This is a genomic window from Parvimonas sp. KA00067, from assembly GCF_001553085.1.
GTDB classification, from domain to species: Bacteria; Bacillota; Clostridia; order Tissierellales; family Peptoniphilaceae; genus Parvimonas; species Parvimonas parva.
Genome location: NZ_KQ960145.1, coordinates 585 through 11,782, shown reverse-complemented (window position 1 = coordinate 11,782; position 11,198 = coordinate 585). Strand labels below are relative to the sequence as shown.

At 28.6% G+C, this 11,198-nt stretch carries 13 protein-coding genes and 1 pseudogene; 11 read left to right on the top strand and 3 right to left on the bottom strand.

Annotation, left to right across the window (positions count from 1 at the left end):
* A partial coding sequence (locus HMPREF3181_RS07660; RefSeq protein ID WP_369817067.1) for a transposase occupies positions 1-191 on the bottom strand: 191 nt, incomplete at its 3' end.
* Between the two features lie 217 nt (positions 192-408).
* On the opposite strand from HMPREF3181_RS07660, the gene lpdA reads away from it, so the two are divergent.
* The 9 genes from lpdA to HMPREF3181_RS02020 all read left to right on the top strand — a co-directional run bounded on the left by lpdA (position 409) and on the right by HMPREF3181_RS02020 (position 8,533).
* On the top strand, positions 409-1,809 hold the full coding sequence (gene lpdA, locus HMPREF3181_RS02060) for a dihydrolipoyl dehydrogenase (protein WP_068472537.1): 1,401 nt from the start codon (positions 409-411) through the stop codon (positions 1,807-1,809).
* A 57-nt stretch (positions 1,810-1,866) separates the two neighbouring features.
* Positions 1,867-3,960 (top strand): Tex family protein, encoded by a 2,094-nt coding sequence (locus HMPREF3181_RS02055; RefSeq protein WP_068472535.1) that lies wholly within the window; start codon positions 1,867-1,869, stop codon positions 3,958-3,960.
* A gap of 53 nt (positions 3,961-4,013) precedes the next feature.
* Positions 4,014-4,328 (top strand): TDT family transporter, encoded by a 315-nt coding sequence (locus tag HMPREF3181_RS02050; protein WP_231723250.1) that lies wholly within the window; start codon positions 4,014-4,016, stop codon positions 4,326-4,328.
* Positions 4,329-4,602: 274 nt separating this feature from the next.
* On the top strand, positions 4,603-5,157 hold the full coding sequence (infC, locus tag HMPREF3181_RS02045) for a translation initiation factor IF-3 (protein ID WP_068472528.1): 555 nt from the start codon (positions 4,603-4,605) through the stop codon (positions 5,155-5,157).
* Positions 5,158-5,172: 15 nt separating this feature from the next.
* Positions 5,173-5,364 carry a 50S ribosomal protein L35 gene (gene rpmI, locus HMPREF3181_RS02040; RefSeq protein ID WP_004832272.1) on the top strand — a complete coding sequence of 64 codons (192 nt, stop codon included), beginning with the start codon at positions 5,173-5,175 and terminating at the stop codon, positions 5,362-5,364.
* A 19-nt stretch (positions 5,365-5,383) separates the two neighbouring features.
* On the top strand, positions 5,384-5,728 hold the full coding sequence (rplT, locus tag HMPREF3181_RS02035; RefSeq protein ID WP_004832268.1) for a 50S ribosomal protein L20: 345 nt from the start codon (positions 5,384-5,386) through the stop codon (positions 5,726-5,728).
* A gap of 45 nt (positions 5,729-5,773) precedes the next feature.
* Positions 5,774-7,123, top strand: coding sequence for a TrkH family potassium uptake protein (locus HMPREF3181_RS02030; protein WP_231723249.1), 1,350 nt, complete (start codon positions 5,774-5,776; stop codon positions 7,121-7,123).
* 8 nt (positions 7,124-7,131) lie between these two features.
* Positions 7,132-7,773 carry a potassium channel family protein gene (locus tag HMPREF3181_RS02025; RefSeq protein ID WP_068472526.1) on the top strand — a complete coding sequence of 214 codons (642 nt, stop codon included), beginning with the start codon at positions 7,132-7,134 and terminating at the stop codon, positions 7,771-7,773.
* Positions 7,748-8,533: a TrmH family RNA methyltransferase gene (locus HMPREF3181_RS02020; RefSeq protein ID WP_068472524.1), complete on the top strand. Its 786-nt coding sequence runs from the start codon at positions 7,748-7,750 to the stop codon at positions 8,531-8,533. Before HMPREF3181_RS02025 ends, HMPREF3181_RS02020 begins: the two co-directional genes overlap by 26 nt.
* A gap of 104 nt (positions 8,534-8,637) precedes the next feature.
* On the opposite strand, the gene HMPREF3181_RS07935 is transcribed toward HMPREF3181_RS02020, so the two are convergent.
* A complete protein-coding gene (locus tag HMPREF3181_RS07935; RefSeq protein WP_231723248.1) occupies positions 8,638-8,754 on the bottom strand; it encodes a DUF3343 domain-containing protein in 117 nt (38 codons plus the stop codon).
* Positions 8,755-9,138: 384 nt separating this feature from the next.
* Complete coding sequence (locus tag HMPREF3181_RS02015; RefSeq protein WP_068472522.1) at positions 9,139-9,675, bottom strand: TDE2712 family protein; 537 nt, start codon at positions 9,673-9,675, stop codon at positions 9,139-9,141.
* Between the two features lie 139 nt (positions 9,676-9,814).
* On the opposite strand from HMPREF3181_RS02015, the gene HMPREF3181_RS02010 reads away from it, so the two are divergent.
* Together HMPREF3181_RS02010 and HMPREF3181_RS07930 are read left to right on the top strand one after the other, a co-directional pair.
* Positions 9,815-10,714 (top strand): YitT family protein, encoded by a 900-nt coding sequence (locus HMPREF3181_RS02010; protein WP_068472520.1) that lies wholly within the window; start codon positions 9,815-9,817, stop codon positions 10,712-10,714.
* A 221-nt stretch (positions 10,715-10,935) separates the two neighbouring features.
* A pseudogene (locus tag HMPREF3181_RS07930) lies at positions 10,936-11,198 on the top strand (murein L,D-transpeptidase); the annotation flags it as partial.

The window sequence follows — 11,198 nt, the reverse complement described above, 5'->3', positions numbered from 1 at the left end:
ATAGAGCCATCAAATCTTTTATTCCAACGCATAAGGGAGGCTTTAGATATTTTATATCTTCTACAAACAAAGCTAACAGAATTACCATTTCTGTAAGTTTTAACAGCATGGTATCTTGTTTGAAGTAAATGAGGGATATAACGTTGGTTGTGTTTTATATTTTCTTGATTTTGTGATATAATATTATTCATAAAAGAGAGTTCCTTTCTGGTTAATTTATTTGTTGTTTTAATTATACAGGATATTCTCTTTTTTTTGTACCCTTGGTCTCACATCAATTGTATCATAACATTTTTTTGTTAAATTTATTTAAAAACTTGAAAAAAATTTGTTTTTGAGCTATAATTTTAAGTAAGTGAAAACTTAAAAAACTTAGAAATTAAAAAATTTAATTAAGGAGTGTGTTTTATGACTAAGATAGCTGTTATCGGAGCAGGCCCAGGAGGATATGAGGCTGCTATTAGAGCTGCACAAATGGGAGCAGAAGTTGTACTTATTGAGGCAGACAGACCAGGTGGTACTTGTTTAAATAGAGGTTGTATCCCTACAAAAACACTTTGGAAAAATGCTGAAATTATGGAAAACATTCACAGAAAAGCTGAATTCGGATTACTTATGGATGAATGTAAAATCGATCCATTAAGACTTAATGAAAGAAAATGTGAAGTTGTTGAAAAAATCGTAGGTGGGGTAGAATTCTTAATCGGTTCTTATCCAAATATTGAATACCTAAAAGGATTTGGTTCTTTCGTTGACTCACATACAATTCATGTTAAATTAAATGATGGTTCACAAAAAGATGTAACAGCTGATTACATAATTATTGCTACTGGTTCAAAACCAAGTGTTCCACCAATCGCTGGAACTAATTTACCAAATGTAATTACAAGTGATGAATTCTTAGATTTAAAAGAAATTCCAGAAGAACTTGTAGTTGTTGGTGGTGGAGTTATTGGTATGGAATTTGCAAGTATTTACGCTCAATTCGGTTCAAAAGTAACTGTAATTACTAATGGTGTTTTACCTGCAACAGACGGAGAAATCCAAAAGAGAATTCCAAGCATCTTTAAAAAAGCTGGAATTAAGATTATAAACAAAGTTCGTGCAAGTGAAATTTCAGAATCTAACGGTAAATTAAAAGTTGTAGCTAAGAGAGTTGATAAAGACAAAGTTGAAGAGGCTGAAGGTACAATGGTTCTTTTAGCAACAGGAAGAAAAGCTAATATCGATGGATTAGAAATCGAAAAAGCTGGTGTTGCTACTGAAAGAGGAGCTGTTCTTACTGATGAAGGATTCAAGACAAATGTTGACCATATCTATGCTATTGGAGACGTTGTTTATGGAAATGTTCAACTTGCTCATGTTGCAAGTGCTCAAGCAATCCACGTTGTTGAAAAATTAATGGGAGAACACCCAGAAATTAACTTAGGAATTGTTCCTGCTTGTACATTTACTTTACCAGAAGTTGCTCAAGTTGGGTTAACTGAAGAAGAAGTTATCGCTCAAAATATTCCTTATGTTAAGAGTAAATTTATGTTTAGTGGAAATGGTAAAGCTGTTTCATTAGGAGAAGCCGATGGATTTGTAAAAGTTATTGCAACTGAAGACTTAAAGAAAATTTTAGGTATCCATATTATAGGACCTCATGCAAATGACTTAATTCATGAAGGAACTGTTGCTATGGCAAATGATATGGGAGTTGAGTCAATCGGAAAAATGATTCACGCACACCCAACTCTATCAGAAGCATTCATGGAAGCAATTCACCAATTAGAAGGAAAATCAATCCATAGTGCACCTGCAAAATAATTATTTTGTTAGAATTTAAGGGAGCGTTAGCTCCCTTTTTTATGTAAAGAGGTAGTAATGAATATTTTTGAACAAATTGCAAAAGAATTGAGTATAAAAGTTTCTCAAGTTGAGAATACTGTAAAACTTATCGATGATGGAAATACAATTCCTTTTATCGCAAGATATAGAAAAGAAGTAACCGGAAATTTAGATGATGAAATACTTAGAAATTTAGAACAAAAGTTACAATATTTAAGAAATTTAGAACAAAGAAAAGAAGATGTTATAAGATTAATTGACGATCTTGGAGAGTTGACTGACGAATTAAAAAGTGAAATTTTAAATGCTGAAACTCTTTCAAAAGTTGAGGATATTTATCTTCCTTTCAGACCTAAGAAGAGAACTAGAGCAACTATTGCAAAGGAAAAAGGATTAAAACCACTTGCAGAGTTGATTTTAGATAGAAAACTTAATGAAAATAATTTTGAACAAAAAACTTTAGAATTTATAAATGAAGAAAAAGAAGTTTTAAATATTGAACAGGCAATGGCAGGGGCTTTAGATATTATTGCTGAAATGGTTTCAGAAGATAAAGATTTTAGGGATATTTTAAGAATTGATGCCAATAAAAATGGTGTGCTTGTTTCTGAAAAAGGAAAAGAAGAAAATAATGTTTATGATATGTACTATGAATTTTCTGAAAAGATTTCAAAACTTCCAGCACATAGAATACTTGCTATAAATAGAGGAGAAAAAGAAAAAGCCTTAAAAGTTTCTGTTAAGTTAAGTGATGAAAAAAATATTGACGATATTTTATTTTCATTATGTATGGATAAGGAAAATTTCTGCTATAAATTTTTAAAAGATGCAGTTGTTGACGGATATAACAGACTTTTATTCCCACAAATAGAAACTGAAATAAGAGCTAATCTAAAAGAAATGGCTGATACACAATCAATCGAAGTTTTTGGAAAAAACTTAAAGCCTTATATTATGCAATCTCCAATTCTTGACAGAGTTGTTTTGGGAATTGACCCGGGATATAGAACGGGTTGTAAAGTTGCTGTAATTTCAAAAACCGGTTCAGTTTTGGATCATGTAAATATCTATCCTACAAAGCCACAAGAAAAGATAAAGGAAAGTAAAGAAATTTTATCAAAACTTATTAAAAAATATGACGTAAGTTTAATTGCTATCGGAAATGGAACTGCAAGTCGTGAAACAGAAAAAGTTGTTGTTGAACTTATAAATGAATTGAAAAAAGAAGATTTATTCTATTCAATCGTAAACGAGGCAGGAGCATCAATCTATTCTGCATCAAAACTTGGACAAGAAGAATTTCCGGACTTGGACGTAACAGTTAGAGGAGCAATTTCAATAGCAAGACGTATCCAAGACCCAATGGCTGAGCTTGTAAAGATTGAACCTAAACATATTGGTATAGGACAATATCAACACGATGTAAATCAAAAACAATTAACAGAAACACTATCGGATGTTATTGAAGATTGTGTAAATAAAGTTGGAGTTGATGTTAATACTGCATCATTCTCACTTTTATCTTACATTTCAGGAATGACTAAGACAATGGCTAAAAATTTGGTTTCTTATCGTGATGAAAATGGTGCTTTTAAAAATAGAGACGAAATTAAAAAAGTAAAAGGAATAGGACCGAAGGCTTACACACAATCAGCCGGATTTTTAAGAATTAGAAATGGAGAAAATCCACTTGATAATACAGCAGTTCACCCTGAAAGTTATGAGATTGCAGAAAAACTTTATGGAAAAGATTTAGATAAAGTAAATATTTCAAAACTTTCAAAAGAATTGGAAGTTGGAGAATTGACTTTAAAGGATATAATTGATGAGTTAAAAAGGCCCGGTCGTGATATAAGAGAAGATATGCCAAAACCGATTTTAAGGTCAGATGTACTTTCAATCGAAGATTTGAAAGTTGGAATGGAATTAAAAGGAACTGTTAGAAATGTTGTAGATTTTGGTGCGTTTATCGACATTGGAATTAAAAACGACGGACTTGTTCACATATCACAAATTTCAAATAAATTTATAAAACACCCTTCAGAAGTTTTAAAAGTTTCTGATATAGTAAAGGTAAAAATTTTAGAAATAGACCTTAAAAAACAAAAAGTGAAATTGACAATGAAGTAAGAAATGCGATTATTAGCATTTCTTTTTTCATAAAAATAATAGGACTACAAATAGTGATGTTATGTAAAATATTTATAAAAATGGTAAATTTGTTGCAATCATATAGCAATGGGCTTAGACTTTGTATAGGAGCAGTAGCTTTTATTTTATATTTAATATTTGTTTTAAAAGTTTTAGTTTTAAATTGTAAATTAAAAGAAGTTTTAGAAAATCCTGTTGTTGCAATTGTACTTTTAACAAGTACAATTGCTACGATGTTGATAAGCACTTATGCAAAACCATATTCACAAAGCTTTGCAAATGTGATTTGTTTTTGTAGGATATATGAAGTTTTTATTCAAAAAAGAAAATTAAAATTTGATTTTTAAAAAATTTTATGTTAAAATAAATATGAATTTACGATTCTTGTGTAAAAGAATATTTATTTCATCATATTTACCTCTTTAAATTTATCAAAATGGAAATATGTTCAAATAAATGATGTAAATTGATGATTTAGAAAAATTTTTTAAATTGCTTGACTATTTTATTCATTTATGGTAAAATATTTGAGTAATATGATGAATGAAGTAGAGTGCTCGCTCTCACCTTGTTACTTTTTAGTTTCAGGTATATTTTAATAATTTTGGTTTTGTAATTATTATGGCGAGTTTTTTACTCGCCATTTTTTATCGTGGAGGTGTTATTATAAAAGAGCTTTTAATTAATGAAGAGATTAGAGCAAAAGACGTTAGGTTAATTGACGCAGAAGGTAATCAAATTGGAGTTGTTCCAATTTCAAGAGCATTGGATATGGCAAGTGAGAAGAAATTAGATCTTGTAAATATTTCTCCAAATGCTAATCCGCCGGTTTGCAAAATTTTAGATTATGGAAAATATAAATATGATTCTTTGAAAAAAGAAAAAGAGTCTAAGAAAAAACAAAAAGTTATAAATGTAAAGGAAATTAGACTTACTCCAAGTATTGATAAGCATGATATAGAAGTTAAGGCTAAACATGCCAATAACTTTTTAAAAGCTGGAGATAAGGTTAAGGTTTCTGTAAGATTTAGAGGTAGGGAACTTGGACATACTGAAATAGGTAAGGTTGTTTTAGATAAATTTAAAGAACTTACTGTGGAATTTGGAAATGTAGAAAAAGATTCCGTAATGGAAGGTAGAAATATGACAATGTTTTTATCACCAAAACAAGATTAATAGGAGGTTTTAGATATGGCTAAAATGAAAACACATAGAGCATCAGCTAAGAGATTTAAAAGAACTGGTACTGGTAAGATTAAAAGATTTAAGGCTTATAAGAGCCACTTAACAAGTAAAAAATCACCAAAGAGAATTAGAAACTTAAGAAAATCAACAGTTATTAGCAGTGGAGATCAAAAAAGAATCAATCATATGATTCCGTAGGTTATGGAGGTAAAGAGTAATGGCAAGAATAAAACGTAGTTTAAATGCAAGAAAAAAACATAGAAAAGTATTAAAACAAGCTAAAGGATATTATGGTGCAAAGTCTAAATTATTCAAAGTTGCTAATCAAGCAATTATGAAATCTATGACTTACGCATTTATAGGAAGAAAGAGAAAGAAGAGAGATTTCAGAAGTTTATGGATTGCAAGAATCAATGCTGGAACAAGACAATATGGTTTAAGTTATAGCAAATTTATGTATGGACTAAAGAAAAACAACATAAATATGAATAGAAAAATGCTTTCTGAAATGGCTATAAATGATCCTGAAGGATTCAAAAAATTAGTTGAATTAGTAAGATAGAGAGATGTCCCTCATAAATAGAGGGGCTTTTTTTTGGAGGTTCTTTTGAGAAATTTTATAAAACAATTAAAAGATAAACTTGAAACGAATCCACCGGCAGTTTTGACTATGGGATTTTTTCTAATTATAACTGTTGGATCAATTCTTTTGTTTTTACCTTTTTCATCTAAAAACCTAAATTTTACAAATTTTTTAGATTGTGTATTTATATCGACTTCATCTGTTTGTGTAACGGGACTTTCGACTATAAATATAACTAACGAGTTTAATTACTTTGGTAAGACCGTAATAATGCTCTTAATTCAAGCAGGCGGATTAGGTTTTATGACAATGGCTACCATGGTTGCTATGATTTTGGGCGAAAAGATAACTTTAAAAGATAGACTTGTTATTCAAGAACAAATGGGATCTACAAAACTTAGTGGAATGGTTAAGCTGATAAGATATGTAATTTTTTCTACTTTATTAATAGAAGGAGTAGGCGCTTTTCTTATGTCATTTGTTTTTATTCCAAAGTTTGGCATTAAAGGAATTTTCTATTCTGTTTTTCATGCGATTTCAGCATTTTGTAATGCAGGATTTGATATTTTGGGAGAAAACAGTCTTGAAATGTTTAATGCAACACCGTATATGTTATTTGTTGTATCAGCTTTGATAATTTTAGGTGGACTTGGATTTAATGTTTATATAGATATAAATAATTCTAAGTTTAAATTTAATAAATATTCTTTGCATACTAAAATTGTTTTGGTTATGACTTTAGGATTGGTTATCCTTGGAACATTTATGTTTTTTGTTTTAGAATATTCTAATGTAAATACTTTAAAAAATTTAAACTTTTTTGATAAAATATCAAATGCATTCTTTCAATCGGTAACGACTAGAACGGCAGGATTTTATTCTATAAATCAAACTTATTTTACTGAATCTTCAACGATTTTTACGATATTTTTGATGTTTATAGGAGGTTCTCCTGCAAGTACAGCCGGTGGTATTAAGACTACTACGATATTTTTATTGATTGTAACAACTATTTCCTTTATTAAAAATAATGATGAAATAGAAGTTTTTAAAAGAAGAATTTCTTTTTCTTTAGTTAAAAGGGCGATAGGGATTTTTGTTATATCTCTTTTATTGGTTGGAACAGTGGTATTTACTTTGACTTTGATTGAAGATGTTGATTTTATAAATCTACTTTTTGAAACTGTTTCAGCTTTTGCAACGGTTGGGTTAAGTAAAGATTTAACACCACACTTGAAAGATATTACAAAAGTATTTATAATTATATTAATGTTTATTGGAAGAGTTGGACCGCTTACAATTATTTTTTCTTTTTATAATAAGGTTAATAAAAAGAAATTTAAGTATTCAAACGGAAATGTTATTGTTGGATAGGAGATAATATGAAACAAATTGTTGTTATAGGTTGTGGAAGATTTGGAACAAATTTAGCCATTACCTTAGAAAAACTTGGAAATGAAGTAATGGTTATAGATAAAGATGAAGAGGTTATTAACTCTATTGCAAATAAAGTTACTCATAGTATCATTTGCGATGTTAGAGTTGAGGGAAGTTTAAAGGAACTAGGACTTTCAAATTTTGATATTTGTGTTGTTGCGATAGGTTCTGATTACAAAACTTCTATTATTGCAACTGTTGAGGCTAAGGAGCTTGGTATTCCAAAAATTATTGCAAAGGCTACTGATAGTGTTCAAGCTATGGTTCTTAGTAAAATAGGAGCAGATAGGGTCATTATTCCTGAAAGAGATATGGGAATTAGAGTTGCAAATAATATAAGTAATTCAAATATTTTGGACTCTATAAATTTATCTGATGAGTATTCTCTTGTTGAAATTGCACCTATTGAAGATTGGATTGGTAAATCTATCAAAGAATCTGAAATTAGACAAAAGTATTATATCAATATAGTTGCAGTTAAAACACAAAAAGGCTTGGAAATAAATATTGGTGCTGATTATGTTATAAAAGACAGCGATATTTTACTTGTTGCCGGTAGAAATGATAGAATTAGTAAATTGGTATAATATGGAATTTAAAACAATAGATAGTAAAGAAAATAAAAAATATAAATTTTTTAAAAGTTTATCTTTAAAGAAAAATAGGGATAAGTATAAATTGTTTTTACTTGAGGGAAAAAAACTTTTGCTTGAGGTATTAAGTGAGAATCTTAATGTTGAAAATATAATTTGTACAAAAGAATTTTTAAAAAATTTTAGTTTTCCGGAAACTGTTTTGGATAAAGTTATTGTTTTATCTGAAAAATTATTTCAATCCCTAACAGAAATGCAACATTCTGAAGGGGTTATAACAATTGTAAATTATTTAGAAGAAAGAAAAATTTCATCTAAAAATATAATCTGTCTTGAAAATGTTAGCGACCCCGGAAATTTTGGGACTATAATTAGAACGGCTAATGCTTTTGGAATAAAGGATATACTTACTATAAATTGTGTAGATAAGTATAATTCAAAAGTTTTAAGAGCAACAATGGGCGCTATGTTTAGAACAAATATTGTAAGCTGTGATATTGAAAAAATAAAAGAGTTGCAAAAATTAGGGTACAGATTAATTTCTACAACTTTAAGTGAAAATTCAAAATTTTTAGAAGAATTTAGTTTTGATGAAAAAAATATTGTCGTTATGGGAAATGAGGCGAATGGAGTTTCAAAAGAAATGCTTGAAATTTCAAATGAACATTTGAAAATAGATATGGATAATTCAATGGAATCTTTAAATGTCTCAATCGCAACGGCAATCATAATGTATAAGATATTTAAAAGGTAGTGTCATAGACACTACCTTTATTGTGAAACAGAATCTCATTCTATTTGGATTTATATCTCTTTCTTTTTCGAAAAATTTTAATATTTCTAAATGATGCTCTTCAATCATTTTTTTATCAAATCATTATATGAATTATCATAATATAAAATGCTTATGCTACAACAATGGTCAGCCGTCTTTGGCGTAGGGGCTAATGTGCATTTTATACCATTTTCTTTCATTAATTTGTAAAGTTCTTGACCGTTTTGAGTATCTTTAAAAAATATATAATAATCTATTTTTTAGTGTATATGCCATATCGATAAAAACAACTAATTTTCAACGTTTTTATAATAAAAATAAAAGGGGTAAAATTTGGTAAATGTTGGAGAGCATCAGAAGAGGACTTCAAAGAATTTTGTAAAAATGGAATAGATGAAGAATAAAAAAAGCACTGTAACGGTGCTTTTTCTACATATAAAATCTTTTTTTCTGCCGTGGTATTTGACTACGAATTGACTACGGATATAATTATATATCGTAAAACTACAAAATATTTAAAATTAAAAAAAGTGTAATTTTTAACGTTTATAATTTAAGAGCCTACAAAAAATATAATAAAAATATTATATTTTTAAAACTTCTTTTAACTTTGTAAGAATATATTCGTCGATAGGTTGTCCTTCGATGAATGCATTTTCTCCATCTGGTAATATAATTCTAAAGAAGTTGATGATTAAATTTCCATCAACGATATAATAATCATCTAAATGTAAAGGAGCTATATATACCTTTAAAACTTCTTTATCATTGTTTGGAAATTCTTTGTTTAGTTCATCAATAAGGTGGTTTACATTCAAAACTTTAATAGGTTTTGCCATAAGTTTTGGAAGTTCAAGGTCTTCCATCATCCACATATTGTTGTTCCAAAATCTTTTTTCTTCTTTACTTGCTCCAGAAAGCAATTCTCTGTTTTGAATAGCAGAAAGAACTTTTCTTACTGATTCTTCATCGAAATCTTTAGTCATTATAGCTTTTAATGGATATTGTTTTGCTACATCAACAAAAAAACTTTCAGCAACTTTTTCTTTTTCTGCTAAAGCTGTCCATAAATATAACATAGATTCGATAGTTTCTAAGTTTAATTCGATTTGTTTAATCATATAAGCCTCCAATATATAATTTTTATTTATTATAATTGTAAACTTTTTTTATGAAAAAATCAATACTACTAGACTTTTATTGTTGTAAATTTTAAAAACTTTTGTTATAATTGTATTGTTTGTTATAGGAGGGTGAATTATGAATTCGGATACATTAAAAAAAATTATAATTACAACATTGGGGTCTGTTTTAGTATCAGCTGGAGTTTATTTCTTTATGGTTCCATATAATTTAACGATTGGTGGAACAGCAGGGCTTTCAATAGCATTGTCTAAATTTATACCTGGAGTGCCGGTTGGGGTATTCCAGCTTAGTATAAATGTAATTTTATTTATTTTAGCATTTTTACTTATAGGAGCAGAATTTGGTGGACTTAGTATTTATTCAACAATTGTGGTGTCAATAGCACTTATTTCTTTTGAAAAAATATTTCCAAATATTAAACCATTAGTGGATACACCTTTTATGAGTATGGTTATAGGAGTTGGAGTTACAGCAATCGGTATAGCAATGACATTGAATCAAAATGCATCAACAGGAGGAACGGATATTGTCGGTAAGATTTTGAATAAGTATATACATGTTGACTTAAGTGTCGGCGTTTTTATTGCAGACTTTTCTGTTGTGATTATGGGATATTTTGCTTATGGAATTAATGCCGCTATGTATGCTATTGTTGGAATAATGTTTAATGCCGTTGTTATTGACAAAGTGCTTACAGGTTATAAAACAAGGATTAAAGTATATATTAATTCACAAAAATGGGAAGGAATTAACGATTATATTTTAAATGAAATAGTTAGAGGTAGTACGCTTTATGAAGTAAAGGGTGGATTTAATAAAAGTAAAAGAGTTATGATTGAAACAATTCTTACAAGACCGGAATACATAAAACTAATGACATTTATAAGAGAGTTTGATAGCAATGCGTTTGTAAATGTTGCAACAGTTAGTGAAGTTTCCGGAGAAGGTTTCAGTTACTTAACAGAAGATAATCTAAGAGTATTAAAAGAAAAAAATAAAGTTAGAAAAATGTAATTGATTTTAAAACTGTTATGAACATTTGATTACTGTTATGAACATTTGATTCATAACAGTTTTTTTATGAAAGTAACAATGATAATTGTTAATTTTTAATTGACTTTTTGAGAGATTTTGTATATAATATATTCAGTATTTTAAATAAATGTTTAAAATAAAATTTGGTAAAATTTTATTATATTTTAGACTGTTTGTTTTGTTTTTTTACAGGAGGGATTATGAAAAAGAAATTTTTATCAAGATTTTTTTTGGTTTTATCTTTACTTATGATAAATATATTAGTTTTAAATAAGTACACAGATAAAGGCATCGTTGTTGCAGAAGGTTTTGATGGTTGGAAAGAAGAAGGAAATGAAAAATATTTTTTCCAAAGTGGTAAGAAATTTACCGGTGAATATCAAAATAAATATTTTGTGGATGGAAAACTTGCAAATTGGTGGTGTGATGATGGTAAAGCATGGTATTTCTTTCAAAGTGGTAT

Coding starts and splice junctions, on each gene's coding strand:
- lpdA (WP_068472537.1), top strand. CDS start 409: ATGACTAAGATAGCTGTTATCGGAGCAGGCCCAGGAGGATATGAGGCT.
- HMPREF3181_RS02055 (WP_068472535.1), top strand. CDS start 1,867: ATGAATATTTTTGAACAAATTGCAAAAGAATTGAGTATAAAAGTTTCT.
- infC (WP_068472528.1), top strand. CDS start 4,603: ATGGCGAGTTTTTTACTCGCCATTTTTTATCGTGGAGGTGTTATTATA.
- rpmI (WP_004832272.1), top strand. CDS start 5,173: ATGGCTAAAATGAAAACACATAGAGCATCAGCTAAGAGATTTAAAAGA.
- rplT (WP_004832268.1), top strand. CDS start 5,384: ATGGCAAGAATAAAACGTAGTTTAAATGCAAGAAAAAAACATAGAAAA.
- HMPREF3181_RS02025 (WP_068472526.1), top strand. CDS start 7,132: ATGAAACAAATTGTTGTTATAGGTTGTGGAAGATTTGGAACAAATTTA.
- HMPREF3181_RS02020 (WP_068472524.1), top strand. CDS start 7,748: ATGATAGAATTAGTAAATTGGTATAATATGGAATTTAAAACAATAGAT.
- HMPREF3181_RS07935 (WP_231723248.1), bottom strand. CDS start 8,754: ATGAAAGAAAATGGTATAAAATGCACATTAGCCCCTACGCCAAAGACG.
- HMPREF3181_RS02015 (WP_068472522.1), bottom strand. CDS start 9,675: ATGATTAAACAAATCGAATTAAACTTAGAAACTATCGAATCTATGTTA.
- HMPREF3181_RS02010 (WP_068472520.1), top strand. CDS start 9,815: ATGAATTCGGATACATTAAAAAAAATTATAATTACAACATTGGGGTCT.